This window comes from Pontibacter sp. E15-1 (genome assembly GCF_022601975.1).
Taxonomy (GTDB): Bacteria; Bacteroidota; Bacteroidia; order Cytophagales; family Hymenobacteraceae; genus Pontibacter.
This window is the reverse complement of sequence record NZ_JAKVIR010000023.1, coordinates 87,947-104,924: the sequence shown is the minus strand read 5'-3', so window position 1 is coordinate 104,924 and position 16,978 is coordinate 87,947. Positions and strand designations below refer to the sequence as shown.

Here is a 16,978-nt window from a genome sequence, read left to right as displayed (position 1 = left end):
CTGCTCTGCCTTTGCCGGGCCTCGTTCTACTATGTGCCCAAACAGGAGACTGCGGACAACTTGCAGATGATGCGGCTCATGGATGCGCACATACTGGAAGAACCAACAGCCGGGGTGCTGACGATGCAGTCCATGCTAGCGGATAAGGGCTATAAAGCGGGTTACGAGCGGGTCAGAAGATTGATGCGCCTGGCCAGCATACGGCCCATTTACCCCAGAAAGCATCTGACGCAGCTGGGGGACAAGAAGTATATTTACCCTTACCTGCTGCGGAATCTGAAAGTAGAAAGAGCCAACCAGGTGTGGGCAATAGATATCACCTATGTTCCCCTGCAGAAAGGGTTTATGTACCTGACGGCCGTGATTGATGTGTATAGCCGCTATATTGTTGGCTGGGGCTTGTCTAACACGTTAGATGCCGGAGCCAGTCTGCAGGTGCTCCGCCAGGCGGTGGCCGAGCATGGCAAACCCGAGATAGTCAACAGTGACCAGGGCAGCCAGTTCACCTGCAGAGAGTATGTAGACTACCTGAAAAGTGAGGCTGTTCGTATAAGCATGGATGGTAAAGGGAGGGCTTTGGACAACATTTACATCGAAAGATTTTGGCGCACGATTAAATACCAGCATATTTACTTAAACCCAGCCGATGATGGCATTACCTTGTACCGGGGTATTAGCCGCTGGATAGTCAAATACAACCAGAAGCCCCACCAGGGCATTAACCGAAATAAGCCAGCTAACCTGTATCAGATGGCAGCTTAATTCAACTAACAAAGTGCGCTTCGTGGTCTAACTCAATCGAGGTATCATAAAGTTCTGCTGGCCTGTAACCTTTTTACCGTTTTTGACTACGCTATAACTGTAGCAGTGGGGACAATAGATCTGGATTTCTAACACACACATCCATTTCTAACAACTCCGCTGCTATCTCTTTCTCAATCCATCATACTTTTTAAAGCACAACCAACAATTGAAATTGTATCGGTAGCAATTTTAGAATCCAGAAAAAGGGTTATCCTATCTTTATTTCCATCTGAGTACATTTTTAATTCTTTGTAATACCATTTTACTGATTCTGGTATTTCCGCAGATATTAAATTTAACTTCTCAGGATTGTCAAATTGAACATTACCAATTGTTTGTGTAACCCATTTTTGTTTTATAATTTCTTTATCGGAGGGTTTGGCGGATAAAAGGAAGATTGAAAAAAAACCAGCAATTGTAATCCCTACTGTCGATAGAATTTTTATCTGCTTTGATTTACCTTTTAGCAAATAAAATAAACCGTAACCTATCATTGCTCCAATTCCTCCAAAAAGCATAGCATACAGGATTGAAGTTTGATCATCAGGTGCTATGACATCAGCTAAGTTATAAGCGAAAACAGTAGGAATGGTTAGAAATAAACCTTGCCAAATTTGGTCTTCTTTATTCATTATTTATTTGTGCTAACGGCCTCGCCTAATAAGGTGTGCGAGGCGGAGCCGAATCCTAACTTATAGGCTGTGTTAGGTGGTTTTGTTTTACCTTTTCAATACTATAATCTTGCTGTCAAAGTTTGCTTTCCATTTTGAAGGACTGGCAAATTACAAGCTTAAAACCTGTTAATATTCTGAATACTTACTGTTAAACGAACCTTTAGTTACTTCCACAGTTTCTCCCGTAACAGAATTCCTTCCCCTAAAGTAGAAAGTTCCAGCAACCGTTTTCTTGACTCTATCTAATGAAGTAATTGTTAACTTTCCTGTATGTGAAGCGTCTGTTTTGAAGTTAATATTATGTTCTCTTGTATAACTGCCACTGCAGCATGTTTGTCCTGCTAGAACATAATCACCTACTCCTATACCTCTTGTGTGGTCAATTACTCCGACTAATACAGAACTTGAACCATTGTAGGCCCCAATCCAAAACTGATTATTGTCATCTAATAAATGGAAAGTGAGGGGGCTTGATTTAAAATCATTACTCTTAGGCCACCACTTCTTACCATTCACCTCTACACAGAAGGCTTCATTTCTACACAAATTATCCTTGCTGCAGCTTAACAAAAAAAATAATAATAGGAACACACTTAACTTTGCTTTCATAACGAAGAGTTTATCTTTTTGAGATTTCATAGTTCCAATATCACCTAACGTGCTCGTGCATAATGTGGGCGAAGCATAGCTGAAGCCTGTATTATGAACTTTGTTGTGCGAGGTTATTTATTTTGTCTTTGATGAGAGCAATTCTGACTTCATTTACATAGTTTTTCTTTTTCAAGACCGATAGATAGTATCTAGCCTTTTCAAAATTTCTGTAGTCCAAGAAGATTTCTATTATCTCTTCTAACTCGTCAGCGTTTGCTTGCTCTACATTATTTATCAGATTAGTTAGCCTTTTGCTTTTAACCTTAGGCTCTCTGATTCTCTTTCTACATGTTGGGCAGTACTTTGGGTATGACCAGACAATAAACTTCAAGTCTTCGTACCAGAACTTCTTTTCTTCTTTTGAAAATTCGAAGAGGCAATTACAATTCTGACATTTTAGTGTTTCATCATTGTAAGTGAAGAAAGGATATGTGATCCCAGTCCAATTTTGTTCTTCTGGCTTTCCCAAAATCACTTTTTCATTTAGAATGCAGTTATCACAAGCCCATTTCAGATGACCTTGCCGTGCTGCACCCAAAACCGAAATCATGTAAGGAAACTTGAATTGCTCGTACCATTTAAACAATTGAGTCAATTCATTAACATTCCTTAACTGATTACAGTTGGGACATCTATAGCTATCATATAGGTCTTCTTCTTTCATACTTATAATCCCGCACAACGGACTTGGCTAAACTGTGGCGTAGCTAAAGTTTAGGTGTGGTTGTAGCTGGTTTTTATTTATTGCTTCTCCACTTTTTATACCCTACCACATCTTTTCTTATTTTTCTCCTCCATTCCTTTCCATATGTCCTTTGCAAATGGTCGAGAATCACGAAGTTATATTCTTCCGTTAGACTATAATCTGGCCCCGTACAACCATCTTCATAATAGTAGACATTATACTTGTTTTCAAAGGAGCTGTCTGCACTATATACTACAGGGGCTATACCGCTTCGTAGCAACAGAAAAGGCATGTTATTCTCAATATCCTTTTTTGCAAGTTCTCGGGCTTCATTAGCTTTGGTAACAAACACTAACTTAATAGCGCCACTATTATTAATGTCTTCGTTAGTCAACTTTTTTGTTTGACCAAATCCGACAAAGGAGATTAAAGTTAATATACTTATTAGGATAAGGTATTTCATAAATTAAATACGCTACAACGGCTAGTATAAACGACGGCCGAGGCCGTCGGCCGAAGGCTGACGTTTATACCTTGTTAGCGGTTTGTGCTTTTTTCTAACTCAATATTGCTTATGCAAAGCGAACGAAATATTCAACAATAATTAAAATTGGAACCAAAAATGGTATTCCAACTGAGAACCAAAGTCCTAGGTTAAATAAGCTTTGCCTATAGGATTGGCTATTGTCCTTGTTGAAGTTCTTATCCACTATGTATCCAAGGTTGTAAAATAAATTGGCAATAAGCATCATAAACAAATAGCCAATCCCTTGGAAAAATATTGTGAACAGAGTTATTTCAAAATTATAGTCATAAGGAGCGATTAAAAGTCCGCCGAGGATAGCATAAGCAAGGAAAGCGGAAATTCCTGCAGCTACAAGTGCTAAATTATATTTCCCCCTTTTTCTTGACCACCATTCTCTACTTGTCGAAGTGTAATAAATTTTGCTGTCAACTAGCGACCGCGTGTCTATAGGTTTAGGTATTAACACATATTTGACCACAAGTCCAGCGAGAATTAATAGCCCTAATGCTAGTATTATAGTTATCATTTGGTTGTTTTCATATATGCATTGCCGCTAACTACCTCGAAAGCGTGAACATACGGTTATGGGCACTATGAGCGAAGGTGTTTGCGCTGTTTTCAGACACCTCCTGAGTACTCTCCTCCTTATGAATCCCGATTCTCATTTGTGATATTAATTTTAACTAATATAGTTTAATTCTACAAGCTATCCAGCGGGCTGGTGATTTTATCTAACGCGTAGCTGGTAACATGTGTGTAGATCTCGGTTGTTCTGCTCGAGCGGTGCCCAAGTAGCGTCTGGATATAGCGCAGGTCAGTGCCCTGCTCCAGCAGGTGTGTCGCAAATGAATGGCGCAACGTGTGCGGCGTGGCCTTTGTTTGCACGCCCGCCTTCTCCATGCTGGCCCTGAACACGCTCCGGATGTTCTCCACGGTGTACTGCCCACCGGTCTGTCCCTCAAAAAGCCATACCTTGGGCCGATACTGCTTGTAATAAGCTCGCAGGTTCTCCAAAAGCTTATGCGAGAGCAGCGTCGTGCGGTCTTTCTTGCCCTTGCCCCCGCGTATGAAAAGCAGGTTCCGCTCCGAGCGAACATCCGTGATCCTGAGGTTGATCACCTCGCTGATGCGCAGGCCACCCGCGTAAAGCAGCTGCAGCAGGCAGCGGTGCTTCAGGTTCTCCGTTGCCGACAGGATGCGCAGCACCTCCTGCTTGCTGAACACCTGCGGCAGGCGGCTTGGCTTCTCCGGGCGCTCCACGTCCTCGGGCTTCACGCTGTGGCGGCCCAGCACGCGCTGGTAATAGAACTTAACGGCATTGATGCTCTGACTCACCGAGGAGTGGGAGTACTTCTGACTTTGCACCATACCCCGGTGGTAGCGGTTAATCTCCTCTGCCGTATAGCCGTTTATCAGTTCCAGACCGACTTCCCTGTTCCCATTAAGGAAGCGCAGCAGCAGTGCATGGTAAGTCCGTATCGTGTTGAGGGAGTAATTGAGCAGGAAAAGTTTCTCCACAAAAGCCAGAGGGCAGGGAATGTAGTTCGCCGCTTTCACATAGCTCTGCTCCCACAGCCTGGCCTGCAGGGGCACGTCCCTGATATGGAGCGTCTGCGAGAGCCATACCTGCGCACCCCCTTCCAAAGTATCTAGCAACTCATGGAAGTACTTGCTTTCAGTCTCCATGGCAAAGCATTTTAGGTCACGTATCCACTTGCAGCCTTCATAGCGCCACAGGCAGGTATAGATTTCCTTGTTGTACTGGAATGAAAGCTGGATGAGCGTTTTGCCTTCATGTTCTAAAGGCTGCAGGCGCACCACAGGCAGCGCAGCCACCCTTTAATAGGTTAAGGCACGTACTATGTTAATCGGTATTATAATTCAATTATGAAATAATACATAGTCAGGAATAATTCCCCTCTGGGCGTGGAGCCCTCTTTAAAAAGAGGGGCTAGGGGTGTGTCTTTTACCTATCATGAAAAAGAAAATATTTATACCTTATAAGCCCTACCTGAAAGAACTGGCCAGACAGCTTCGGAACAATAGGACTTTAGGCGAGGTGTTACTCTGGCAGGAACTAAAGGGTAGCGCGTGCTCGGGCTCGATTTCCACCGTCAGAAGCCGCTAGACGACTTTATAGTCGACTTTTATTGCACTGCGCTAATGCTTGCCATTGAAGTAGACGGAGACAGCCATGATTACAGCTTTGATGAAGATATTGCACGGCAGCGTAGGTTGGAATCGTTGGGCGTACGGTTCCTGCGTTTTACGGACAAAGAGGTGAAATGCGATATGACAAACGTGCTCCGCGTAATTGAGAAATGGATACTGGATAAAAAGAAAACACACCCCTAACCCCTCTCAAGAGGGGAATTGCTCTTGCATGAGTAATTGAGAATCATCTCTGCGCCGGGAGGTGCTTCAGCAGCAAGGCTTCGACTTTCGGCATTTTACCCACCTCTACCGCACCAAAAACGGCAACACTTACCACTTCTGCTACGACTACGGCTACCTGCTGCTCGAAGAGGTGAAAGTGCTCATCGTGAACTAGCAGCCCTACATGGAAATTAAGAAACAAAAAAAGCCCCGGATTGCTCCGGGGCTTTTCATTCTATAACATTTACAGCTATGCGTTGGTCTCGTCTTCAGCAGCATCTGTTGACTCAGTTGACTCCTCATCGTTAGAAGGCGTCTTCTTTGCAGCAGCAGCCTCTAACTTCTTCACGCCAGCCTCTTTCTCATTCTCCAGCATCTGCTCTTTCAGGGCAGACAGGGCATCAAGATCACCAAGCGTAGAACGATCAGCTTCCTTCATTACTTTAGGAGCCTTGTCTTTCTTCTCGCCAGATGCAGCAGGTGCGCCAGCGGCGGTCTTCTTCGTAGCTCTGGAAGCTCTTGTAGACTCAACCTCTGAATGCGAAGCAGTGTGCGAAAGGATGATCTTACGATCTTCTTTCGAGAACTCAGTTACGCGGAAGTCAAGCGTTTCGCCAGCTTCTACCTGAGAACCGTCTTCTTTTGTCAGGCCTTTAGGGAAAGTGAAACCTTCGATGCCGTATGGCAACTCAAGTACCGCTCCTCTGTCAGACTTATCAAGAACTGTAGCCTTGTGCACAGATCCGATGTTGAACACAGACTCAAACGTATCCCAAGGGTTCTCCTCCAGTTGCTTGTGGCCCAGGGCAAGTCGTCTGTTCGGAACATCAAGCTCCAATACAACTACGTCCAGGTTCTCACCAACTTTCACAAACTCAGACGGGTGCTTGATCTTCTTCGTCCACGAAAGGTCAGATACGTGTACAAGACCGTCAACGCCTTCTTCCAACTCAAGGAACAGACCGAAGTTTGTCAGGTTACGAACAATACCAGTGTGCTTGGTGCCCACAGCATACTTCGTCAACACATCTTCTTTCGTCCATGGGTCTTCCGTAAGCTGCTTGATGCCAAGAGACATCTTGCGCTCTTCTCTGTCCAGGGTCAATACAACTGCCTCAACTTCATCGTTCTGCTTGATGAAGTCCTGTGGGTTGCGCAGGTGCTGCGACCAGCTCATTTCTGAAACGTGGATCAGACCTTCTACGCCTGGCATCAGCTCAAGGAACGCACCGTAATCAGCTACGTTTACGATTCTGCCTTTCACTTTAGAGCCAACCTCGATCTCAGCTGGCAATGCATCCCAAGGGTGCGGCGTCAGTTGCTTCATGCCCAGAGAGATACGCTTCTTGTCTTCGTCGAAGTCAAGCACTACCACGTTCACTTTCTGGTCAAGGTTCAATACTTCCTCTGGGTGGTTGATACGTCCCCATGAGATATCAGTGATGTGAAGCAGACCGTCTACGCCACCAAGGTCGATGAACACACCGAAGTTTGTCATGTTCTTGATTACGCCTTCCAGTACCTGGCCTTTCTCCAGGTTGTTCAGGATGGCGGCACGCTGCTGCTCCAGGTCTTTCTCGATCAGTACCTTGTGCGATACAACTACGTTGTCGAAAGCGGCGTTGATTTTCACAACTTTCACTTCCATTTTCTTGCCCACAAACACGTCGAAGTCACGGATAGGCTTCACGTCGATTTGCGAACCTGGCAAGAAGGCCTCCACACCATGGATATCCATGATCAGACCACCTTTTGTTCTGCGCTTCACAACGCCGTCCAGAATGTTGTCATTCTCGAGTGCGTCGTAGATGCGCGCCCAGGCGCTAACGATCTTCGCCTTCTTGCGAGACAAGATCAGCTGACCGTTCGGGTCTTCCTGGTCTTCGATGAATACTTCAACCTCGTCGCCGGCTTTCAGGTCAGGAAGATCCCTGAACTCAGAAATAGGCACCAGGCCGTCAGATTTGAAACCGATGTTCAGGATCACGTCACGATCAGTGATGCCTACCACGATTCCTTTAACAACCTCCTGCTCCTGTACGGTAGTCAGGGTGTCGCCATACATTTTTTCCATTTCGGCTTTCTCGTCCTTGCTGTAGCCTGAACCGAAACCCTGGGACTCAAATTTGTCCCAGTCAAAATTTTCTGGAGAATTACTCATAATGTTTTACTGCTCCGGAGTAGCCACCAGCGTAGAGCAATCGGCTGGTTTGGTTTAATGATACATTCCCCGAAACTGCTTCCGGGACCCATTCAATCGAATGAAGCGCAAAAATAAGCAATTAACCTGAGTTTTGCTATATCTTTCCGAAATGTCCGGCGCAGATAGGCGTGCACATGGCGAACACCACACGAAAGTGAGTCAGCATCACTGAAAATGAAGTGTTTATCCCCTTGCCAGGCGGAATTTATCTGATTGAAGGAGTCAATATGCTAATGGCAAAAAACACCTCGCCCCTGCTCTGTACTAATACCACTATCAATTATATTTTGCACAGTCAAATTTGACGTTACGCAAGAGAGCCGCGCAATTCGTAAAAGTCTCCCTTTGAAGGTATGAGATGCGGCCTGAAGAACCTTACCTGCTCTTGCTTGATGAGAAACAGCCTCTAAAATATCTCACAGCTGATTGCCCGCAGGGAGTGTCATCCCCCTACCCCCTTCAAAGGCTAGGGCTGTTAAGTTCTAAGAGTTGGTAGTGTGCCCTTACGTAAAGTTTCAAAACACCAAAATAACAATTCTCCCCTTGAGGGGAGTTAGAGGGGTGTTTACTCTTTGCGAAAAGTACTTTTTGCTGGCTTTACACCCCTGCGGTCCCCTCAAGGGGACAATTTTCGTTAGAACTTAACGGCCCTACCTTCAAAGGGGGACAAATTCAAAGGAGGACAAAAGTGGGTATTGCGTAACAGCAGGTATAAACACTGCACGAAAATACTTTAATACGCTAAATCCATTCGATAATGGTATAAGGTATACTGAAGAAAAGCTTGATCTACTCCTTTACGCCCAGGTAGGTGCGCCAATCCTGGTTGGAGGTGTTCAGGTGCAGTTGCAGGAACGTCAGCAGCGAGGGTCGGCTGGGTAGCCGCTGCAGTTTGAGGCCCGCCTCCTCGGGGGTGCGGTCGCCTTTGCGGGAGTTGCAGCGCGAGCACGCCGTGACCAGGTTTTGCCAAGCGGTAGCCCCTCCGCGGGAGCGCGGCATCAGGTGGTCCAAGGTCAGGTTTTTGGCCGCGCCGCAGTACTGGCAGCTGTAGTTGTCGCGGCGCATCACGTTGTGCCGGCTCAGTGCGATGCCATAGTATGGCACCCGGACATACCGCTGCAACCGGATAACGGAGGGTATGGGAAAGGCGGTGGTGATGGTATGCAGAAATGCGTTCTCGGCCTTGGTCACCATCTCGGCCTTGTCGAGGTATACCAACAGAAAGGCCTTGTGCACAGAGCAAACCGCAATGGCACTGAAGTCTTGGTTCAGGATGAGTACTTTGTCTTTCATGGCCGCACTAATGAACGATCGCTCAGCTTGTACGGTATAAACTAACTATTTAAAATGTAGGTTCAAAGAATTGCCCCGCAACTTAGTGCAAAATACGTTTGATGATGCGCAGCTGGTGTGAGTAGCGTTTCTGTGTATCGTTGTAGATCCCGACGTGGTCCAGCCGGTCGATGCGCACCTCGCCGTGGGCATGTATGATCTGCTGGTCATCCAACACCATCCCGACGTGCACGATCCTTCCCTCCTCATTAGAGAAGTAGGCCAGGTCACCAGGTTTTGCCTGCTCCACAAAGTGCACTTCCTCCCCATACGCCACCTGCTGGTAGGCATCGCGGTGCAGCTGATAGCCGCAAATGCCATAAAGCTGCTGCATAAACCCGGAACAGTCGATCCCGAAGATAGACTTCCCGCCCCAAAGGTAGGGTGCCTTTAAAAACCTTGTGGCAAATGCCGCCAGTTGCTCCTTGGTGGGCAGCACATCGGTGCTGGAGGCTTCCCCGTCGTAGCTATACTTCTCCCCGTTGATGTCGATTTGCTTGCCGTTGTAAAACGGGAGGTAACTGCCAATGCTCACCGGAATCTGCACCGTGCCCTTCCGGATCACCTGAAAGAGGTCGGTTACGCGCTGATGGGAAGCACGGCGCCACTCCTTATAGTACTCCGCCGTAACGGGGGTATGTTGCTTCTGATCGATCCAGCCACGGTAGCCATCGCTGGCCAGTTGCAGCTGCAGCCAGTTGCCCTCGGTGGCCACTACCTCATAGCACTCGCCAAACAGCACTTGCGTCACAAGCTCGGCCTTGTCAGACGTCTCGGCGCGCATCGGCACCAGGCTGAGCATGCATATTCCGTATTCCACTTTTTTATAATTTTGAATGATTGAAAATTGGATAACTGAATAAGGTGTTTTAAATAAAAGATTTTGAAAAGGGAAAAGCAGGAAGTATAAATTTCATGGATGTGTGACAAGCCAGTTAAGAGACTCGCATTTTCACCAACCGAATAGGAGTTATACCCTCATTCAAAATTCATTCATTCAACTATTCAAAATTATCCTTAATACCCCGCTCTGTCCATCTCGCGCTTCACGTCCTTTTCTTTGATGTCCTGGCGCTTGTCGTACAGCTTTTTGCCACGGGCCAGCGCAATCTCCACTTTAGCGAATCCCCGCTCTGAAATGAATACGCGGTAGGGTATGATCGTGATTCCCTGCTCCTCTGCCCCACTTTCCAGCTTGCGGAGCTCTCTCTTGCTCAGGAGCAGTTTACGGGGGCGGGTCGGTTCGTGGTTGTAGTGCGTGCCCTCTGTGTAAGGCGCGATGTGCGCGTTGTGCAACCAAAGCTCCTGGCGCTGAAACACGCAGTACCCATCCTGCAGGTTCACCTTGCCTTCCCGTATCGACTTGATCTCGGTACCCTTCAGCATCATACCGGCAATATATTTCTCTATAAACTGGAACTCGAAGGAAGCCTTGCGGTTCACAATGTTCACGTGCTTCTGAATTCTGTCTTTTTCTTTTGCCATTTAGTTGTTTCTGGGTGCCAGTATGCTGGCTAATTTTTCTTTCTTTAGAATTTTCTGTCCGGTTTCGCCGGTGGCTACCACGCGGGTACCAACTTGTGCCACAAAAGAGCAGACAACCTCGCGGCCGTCATACTTCTGCAGCGTTGCCGTAATTTCAAGCGCCTCCCCCGCAAAGGCGGGTCCCTTGTGGGCGATCATCAGGAACGTGCCGATCCCTTCTTCATCCCCTTCCTTCAGTTCCAGCACAAAGAGCCGCCCAGCCCATTCCACGGCCTGTGCCAGCGCAAACGTAGAGCACACGGCATGTACCAACCCATCCTCAAAGGAGGCAAAGTCTGCGGCCGTCACATGCTTTACGTAAGTTCTGGTGTCTCCTGGAATTAACATCGTTGATCGTTTTTCGTTTTTTGTGTTTCGTTGATCGTTTTTCGATGGTATGAGTGGTTTGGGTTTATATATAAATATATAAACTGCGGGAGGGCTCTATAATGGAGATATCTTTAAAAATGAGTATACCTCCAAACAGATATCCTAACTTTTGTATTCAAGAGTCCACAAAATTAATTCTTTAAGTTGCTGCCGTGTACATGTTAAACGACCCCATCATCAAATATACTATATACAAAACACGAACAACGATACACTAAACACAAAAAACGATCAACGAATAACTAAATTCTCATCCTTGGTTCCGGGCTTACATACTGCGTTGCGAAGTCGCCTTTAAGATACTGGTAATGAGCTGAAATGGCAATCATACCTGCATTATCGGTGCAATACTGAAATGCTGGGATGTATACGTTCCAGTTATGTTTTTTTGCCTCCTCCTGCAGGGTATGGCGCAGTCCGGTATTGGCAGACACGCCACCGGCAATGGCGATTTCCCGGATCCCTAAATCAGCGGCGGCCTGCTTCAGTTTCTTCAGTAGGGTTTTGATGAGCGTTTTCTGTACACTGGCGCAGATATCGGCCATGTTCTCCTGTACGAAAGCTGGTGCTGCCTTCGTTTTATCTCTGAGGAAATAAAGCACCGATGTCTTGATGCCGCTGAAAGAAAAGTCATACCCTGGCATATTGCTCACCGGAAAGGAAAAGGCGTCCGGGTTGCCTTGGGCGGCGGTTTTGTCCAGCATCGGTCCGCCGGGGTATGCCAGGCCTAGCATCTTGGCGATTTTGTCGAAGGCCTCCCCCACGGCGTCGTCGGTGGTCTGGCCCAGGATCTCCATCTCAAGATGGCTTTTCACGAGCACCACCTGCGTATGGCCCCCACTCACGGTGAGGCAGAGGAAGGGAAAAGCAGGCTTTGGGTCGTCTATAAAATGGGCCAGGATGTGCGCCTGCATGTGGTTTACCTCAATCAGCGGGATGCCGAGGCCAAGCGCAAACGACTTGGCGAACGAGCACCCGACAAGCAGCGCGCCCAAAAGGCCGGGGCCACGCGTGAAGGCAACCGCATTTAGCTCACTTTTTGCTACATTTGCCGTAAGCAAAGCCTGCGTTACCACAGGTATAATGTTTTGCTGGTGTGCTCTGGAGGCAAGTTCCGGCACCACACCGCCATAAAGCTCGTGCACGGCCTGCGTGGCCACAATGTTCGAGAGCACTTTTCCTCCGCGTATAACGGCGGCAGAGGTTTCATCGCAGGAAGATTCGATCGCTAAAATCGTAGGTTCAGTCATCTTTTGGAAAAAGAACAGTCAACAAATTACTTCAAAGTTATAGGAAAAGCTATTCTTAAAACAGCTTTGGGGCTATTCCTATTGCTGATGCTGCTGTTTGCGGCAGTTTTTGTGGCTATCCGATTCCCTGGGGTGCAAACGAAGCTGGCACAGAAGGCGGCCGCCTATCTGTCTGAGACAGTGGGCCACAAAGTGACCATCGGCCGCATCGACATCGCTTTTTTCAGCAATATCATTCTGGAGGAAGTACGGGTGCTGGACAGACGCGAAAATGAGATGCTATACATCGGCAAGGCAGCGGCAGCCATCGACGCCTTCTCTATCTTCGACCCAAACACGTTGCTCCTGAACACGTTGGAGCTGGACCGTCCCCGCGCAAACCTGGCTGTATATGAGGGAACTGACACGCTTAACCTAAATAGTTTCTTAAATAAGCTGGGCGAGCTTTTTGTGAAGGACACCACGAAGCCCGCCAGCGCCCCCTTCACCTTCGGGCTTAACGAGCTGCGCATCAAAGACGGTCGATTCACCTATGATGACTTCAACCAAGCCCGCACGGACTACGGCATGGACTACGCCCACCTCACGCTTGACCACATTACGGGCAGCTTCAGCGAATTGCAGCTGGAGGATACGCTTCGAGTTACTGTGGCCGGGCTGACGGCCATCGAAACGCGCTCCAACACCCGCCTGCTCAACCTCGACACCCGCATGACCTACGCCGACACCTTCTGGGAATGGGACGCACTTGACCTGCAGGTGAACGAAAGCAACCTGCAGCACTACCTGCGCTTCGATTACAGCCAGTTCGGGGACTTCTCGAATTTTGTGGACAGCGTGACGATGACAGGAAACCTGGAGAACTCCAGGATCTACTCACAGGACATTGCCACCTTTGCCCCACAGCTGAAGGAGTATAATGAGAATCTGCTGATTAACTCGCTTGAGCTAAAGGGAAAAGTGAAGGACTTCAACGCCACCAACGTGGACCTGGCGTATGGGGAGAACACCCATATCGTGGGCAGCATTAGCGCAGACGGATTGCCTAACGCGGAGGAGACCTTTGCCAACCTGCGCCTAAAGCCCTCCACCCTGGATGCCCGGGACCTGAAACAGTTTCTGCCCAAAGACACCTACGCCACGGTAGCCAGGCTGGGGACCGTGCAGTTGGAAGGCCGCTTTTTGGGCTTCTACAACGACTTTGTGGCGAACGGCAAGTTCAGGACCGCCTTGGGCAACCTGCAGTCTGACATCAACCTTAAAATAGACGACCGCACCCGCGCCTCTTCCTACAAAGGCTACGTGACCACAGATGGCTTTAACATCGGCAGGCTGCTGAACGCAGAAGACCAGATCAGGCGCATTTCGATGAGCGGTCAGGTAGAGGGTTCCGGCTTTACGCTCAAAGACGCAAACCTGAAACTCGATGCCACCATCAAGCAGGTGCAGCTGCTTGATTACAATTACCAGAACATCAAAGCCAACGGCACGCTGCGGGAGCAGAACTTTATCGGGAAAGTGGCCATCGCGGACCCTAACCTGATATTTGAGGCAGACGGAGAAGTGAACCTGGCCGAAGGACGGCGCGCCTTTAACATGGCCGCAAATCTGGAGCGCGTAGACCTACAGGCGCTGAAACTGACTACAGAGGCGTTTGTGATCAGCGGGAAGGCCAACTTCGACTTTGAGGGATTGCGCCTCGACACCTTCAGGGGCTCCGCCAGCTTTGACAGCGCCCTAGTAGTATACCAGGGGAAAGAGCTGGCGATAGACTCGCTGCTGATCCGGTCGGAGATCACACCCGAAAGCCGTAGCCTATACCTTACCTCCGACCTGCTGGCGCTGCGGGCAAGCGGAAACTTTGCCTATACCACCCTGATTGCTGACCTGGCAGACCTGGTGGAGGAGTATAAGCTGAACTTTGAAAGCGACGCAGCCGCCACGCAAGCATACTATGCCCGCAAGCCAAAGGGAAACCCCGCCGATTATACCGTGTCCTATGACATCTACCTGAAGCACGTCAACCCACTGCTGGATCTGTTTCTTCCCGAACTGCGAATCTCGGATTTCTCGAAGGTCGAAGGCTCCTTTCGGCACAACTCCACCGTTATTCTGGCCCTGTATGCCGACCTCGACACCATCCTGTACAGCGGCAATAAACTCTATGGAAACAAGCTGGAGCTGAACACCTCCAAAATACAGAACAACCCCGATGTGCTGGCTGCAGCCCAGTTCACCTCCGACCGCCAGGCGCTAACCTCTGCGGGCAGCACCCAGGATTTTTACCTGGAAGGCATCTGGAGCGAGCGCACCATCAACTTCTCGACGGCCATCCGGCAGCCGGAGCAAAACAACCGCGCCGTGATCACCGGCGACCTCAACTTTCTTCAGAACCAGCTGCAGGTGGTGTTTAACCGCTCGAACATTGTGCTGCAGCAAAACCCCTGGGCATTTGTGCCGGGCAACACGCTTTATATCAGCGAGAGCGGGCGCAGGCTCGTCTTCGAGAATTTCGCGCTCACCAACCAGGACCAGGTGATCCGTGCCGAGGGCACCGTGTCGGATGAGCCGGGCAGTAAGCTGGTGCTGAACATGGACAATTTTCAGCTGAACAACCTAAACCCGCTCCTTTCGATGAAACTCGCCGGAAAGGTGAACGCCGAAGTTGTGGCCCAAGATATATATGACCGTGCGCTGCTGGCCGCCAACATGCGGGTAGACTCCTTCTACCTGGACGAGGTATACATCGGCAATGTGGTGGGAAACACCGACTGGAGCAACGCCATGAAAAAAGCCGAGGTAGACGTAGGCATTGAGCGCAACGGCAAAAAAGTGCTCACGGTGTCGGGCAACTACAACCCCGAGTCGGTAGATGAGCAACTGGATATGCTGGCCGTTATGGACCAGGCCAACATCAAGCTGGTAGAGCCCGTGCTGAAGTCCCTTTTCTCCAATCTGGAGGGCGAGATGGAGGGCCGCATCCGCATACTCGGGCGGCTCGATTACCCGGTACTGAAAGGCTCGGTGATGGTAAACAACGGGCAGTTTACCTTTAACTACCTCAACACAACTTACAGGTTTTCAGACAGAATATACTTTGGGGCCAACAGCATCAGTTTCCGGAACGCGCAGCTAAAGGATCTATATGGTAACAGCGCCTCCATGACAGGGGGAATAGCCCACGATGGCTTCAACAATATGGTCATCGATTTGGAGGCACGCTACCGCAACTTCATGGTCTTGAACACCAGCGAGGCCCAGAACGAGCTTTTCTACGGCACCGCCTTCGCCACCGGCACAGCCAGCGTGCTCGGCCCGGTCGAGAACCTGAACATTACCGTGGATGCCCGCAGCGAGGAGAATACCCGCATCGTGCTCCCCCTCGACTATCAGACGCAAGTGGCCCGCAAGGACTTTATCAAATTCGTGAACCACAATAATACCGATAGCACCGGCGTGGCGGTGGCTGTGGAAGAACGGGTTGACTTGTCGGGCATAAACATGAACTTCAACCTGGCCGTGACAGACGATGCCTATTTTGAGATTATCATCGACCGGACAACGGGAGACGTGATCCGGGGATCAGGCAACGGCGATATCCGGATGACGATAGACACGCGCGGAGACTTTAACATGTATGGCACCTTCGAGATTACGAAGGGCGCTTACAACCTGAACCTGCTGGAAGGCCTCGTGACGCGCGAGTTTGACGTGGTGCCGGGCGGCACGATCTCCTGGAACGGCGACCCTGTGAACGGGCAGATGAACATCACGGCCAACTATACCCAGATGGCCTCCCTCGAGACATTGGTGCAGGGGGCAAGCCCAACTCAGCGGCGCTACCCGGTCACGGCGGTAATCGGCCTGACCGGCCCAATCCTCTCGCCGCAGGTAAAACTGGGCCTAAAGCTGCAGGAACAGGGGGCCGGGTCAACGTCGCAGGATATCGAGAGCCAGCTCAGCGTGATCAATAACGACGAGAGCGAACTCAACCGCCAGGTGTTCAGTCTCCTTGTGCTCCAGCGGCTGTCGCCAACGGGGTCGCTGGCCTTCGACAGCAGGGCGGGTGCCAGTGCCGTGGGCGGTAGTCTGGGCAGTTTGCTCTCTAGCCAGCTCAACAACCTTTTCAGCTCCATCGACAGCAACCTGGAGATTGACATTGGCCTGGACGGGATCGGACAGCAGCAACTGGCCTCGCTGCAGCTGCGCCTCAGCTACTCGTTCTTCGACGGCCGCCTGCGCCTTACCAACGAGACGGGGTTTGGGGGAGTAAATAACGACACGGGCAACTCCACGTCCTACATCGGCGACTGGACCCTGGACTATTATATCTCCCAGAGCGGAGAGCTCCGGGCGCGGCTCCAGTACAGCACCGCCCCCGACATCTATACCGGCCGCATCCAGAAGAGCCAGAGCATCAGTATGCTGCATACCAAGCGCTTCGACACTTTCCGGGAGCTGTTTGTGAGCAACAAGCGCCAACGGCGGCAGCAGGAGCGCGAACTGGAGCGCGACCGCATTATCCTGGACTCCGACACACGGCTGGAGCTGTAAGGGAGGTGC

17 protein-coding genes are annotated in these 16,978 nt (G+C 49.5%); 5 read left to right on the top strand and 12 right to left on the bottom strand.

Annotated features, from left to right (window positions below; all coding sequences use genetic code 11):
- Positions 1-762: IS3 family transposase (locus tag MKJ04_RS16505; protein ID WP_241642764.1), on the top strand; the 762-nt coding region annotated here is incomplete at its 5' end.
- A gap of 173 nt (positions 763-935) precedes the next feature.
- Here the strand turns inward: MKJ04_RS16505 and MKJ04_RS16500 are convergent.
- The 6 genes from MKJ04_RS16500 to MKJ04_RS16475 all read right to left on the bottom strand — a co-directional run bounded on the left by MKJ04_RS16500 (position 936) and on the right by MKJ04_RS16475 (position 5,176).
- The gene (locus MKJ04_RS16500) at positions 936-1,436 is read right to left on the bottom strand and encodes a hypothetical protein (RefSeq protein WP_241642763.1); all 501 of its coding nucleotides are present in this window, start codon (positions 1,434-1,436) and stop codon (positions 936-938) included.
- Positions 1,437-1,604: 168 nt separating this feature from the next.
- Positions 1,605-2,087 carry a DUF6252 family protein gene (locus tag MKJ04_RS16495; protein ID WP_241642762.1) on the bottom strand — a complete coding sequence of 161 codons (483 nt, stop codon included), beginning with the start codon at positions 2,085-2,087 and terminating at the stop codon, positions 1,605-1,607.
- Positions 2,088-2,178: 91 nt separating this feature from the next.
- On the bottom strand, positions 2,179-2,793 hold the full coding sequence (locus MKJ04_RS16490; RefSeq protein WP_241642761.1) for a zinc-ribbon domain containing protein: 615 nt from the start codon (positions 2,791-2,793) through the stop codon (positions 2,179-2,181).
- A 73-nt stretch (positions 2,794-2,866) separates the two neighbouring features.
- On the bottom strand, positions 2,867-3,277 hold the full coding sequence (locus MKJ04_RS16485; protein ID WP_241642760.1) for a hypothetical protein: 411 nt from the start codon (positions 3,275-3,277) through the stop codon (positions 2,867-2,869).
- A gap of 109 nt (positions 3,278-3,386) precedes the next feature.
- A complete protein-coding gene (locus tag MKJ04_RS16480; RefSeq protein ID WP_241642759.1) occupies positions 3,387-3,866 on the bottom strand; it encodes a hypothetical protein in 480 nt (159 codons plus the stop codon).
- Positions 3,867-4,039: 173 nt separating this feature from the next.
- A complete protein-coding gene (locus MKJ04_RS16475) occupies positions 4,040-5,176 on the bottom strand; it encodes a tyrosine-type recombinase/integrase (RefSeq protein WP_241642758.1) in 1,137 nt (378 codons plus the stop codon).
- A gap of 139 nt (positions 5,177-5,315) precedes the next feature.
- Here MKJ04_RS16475 and MKJ04_RS16470 point away from each other — a divergent pair, with 139 nt between their 5' ends.
- The 3 genes from MKJ04_RS16470 (at position 5,316) to MKJ04_RS22815 (ending at position 5,891) form a co-directional block, all read left to right on the top strand.
- A complete protein-coding gene (locus MKJ04_RS16470) occupies positions 5,316-5,468 on the top strand; it encodes a hypothetical protein (RefSeq protein WP_241642765.1) in 153 nt (50 codons plus the stop codon).
- Positions 5,432-5,695, top strand: coding sequence for an endonuclease domain-containing protein (locus MKJ04_RS16465; RefSeq protein ID WP_241642757.1), 264 nt, complete (start codon positions 5,432-5,434; stop codon positions 5,693-5,695). Before MKJ04_RS16470 ends, MKJ04_RS16465 begins: the two co-directional genes overlap by 37 nt.
- Before the next feature lie 61 nt (positions 5,696-5,756).
- Positions 5,757-5,891, top strand: coding sequence for a hypothetical protein (locus MKJ04_RS22815; protein ID WP_262918095.1), 135 nt, complete (start codon positions 5,757-5,759; stop codon positions 5,889-5,891).
- Between the two features lie 75 nt (positions 5,892-5,966).
- On the opposite strand, the gene rpsA is transcribed toward MKJ04_RS22815, so the two are convergent.
- The 6 genes from rpsA to tsaD form a co-directional block, all read right to left on the bottom strand.
- Positions 5,967-7,877, bottom strand: coding sequence for a 30S ribosomal protein S1 (rpsA, locus tag MKJ04_RS16460; RefSeq protein WP_241642756.1), 1,911 nt, complete (start codon positions 7,875-7,877; stop codon positions 5,967-5,969).
- An 831-nt stretch (positions 7,878-8,708) separates the two neighbouring features.
- Positions 8,709-9,212, bottom strand: coding sequence for an HNH endonuclease (locus MKJ04_RS16455; protein WP_241642755.1), 504 nt, complete (start codon positions 9,210-9,212; stop codon positions 8,709-8,711).
- A gap of 82 nt (positions 9,213-9,294) precedes the next feature.
- Complete coding sequence (locus tag MKJ04_RS16450) at positions 9,295-10,071, bottom strand: C40 family peptidase (protein WP_241642754.1); 777 nt, start codon at positions 10,069-10,071, stop codon at positions 9,295-9,297.
- 197 nt (positions 10,072-10,268) lie between these two features.
- Complete coding sequence (gene smpB / locus MKJ04_RS16445; RefSeq protein WP_241642753.1) at positions 10,269-10,736, bottom strand: SsrA-binding protein SmpB; 468 nt, start codon at positions 10,734-10,736, stop codon at positions 10,269-10,271.
- Positions 10,737-11,123: a thioesterase family protein gene (locus MKJ04_RS16440; RefSeq protein ID WP_241642752.1), complete on the bottom strand. Its 387-nt coding sequence runs from the start codon at positions 11,121-11,123 to the stop codon at positions 10,737-10,739. It lies immediately after the preceding gene.
- A gap of 284 nt (positions 11,124-11,407) precedes the next feature.
- On the bottom strand, positions 11,408-12,415 hold the full coding sequence (tsaD, locus tag MKJ04_RS16435) for a tRNA (adenosine(37)-N6)-threonylcarbamoyltransferase complex transferase subunit TsaD (protein ID WP_241642751.1): 1,008 nt from the start codon (positions 12,413-12,415) through the stop codon (positions 11,408-11,410).
- Positions 12,416-12,481: 66 nt separating this feature from the next.
- Between tsaD and MKJ04_RS16430 the strand changes: the two genes are divergently transcribed.
- Positions 12,482-16,969 (top strand): translocation/assembly module TamB domain-containing protein, encoded by a 4,488-nt coding sequence (locus MKJ04_RS16430; RefSeq protein ID WP_241642750.1) that lies wholly within the window; start codon positions 12,482-12,484, stop codon positions 16,967-16,969.
- Positions 16,970-16,978: the final 9 nt, after the last annotated feature.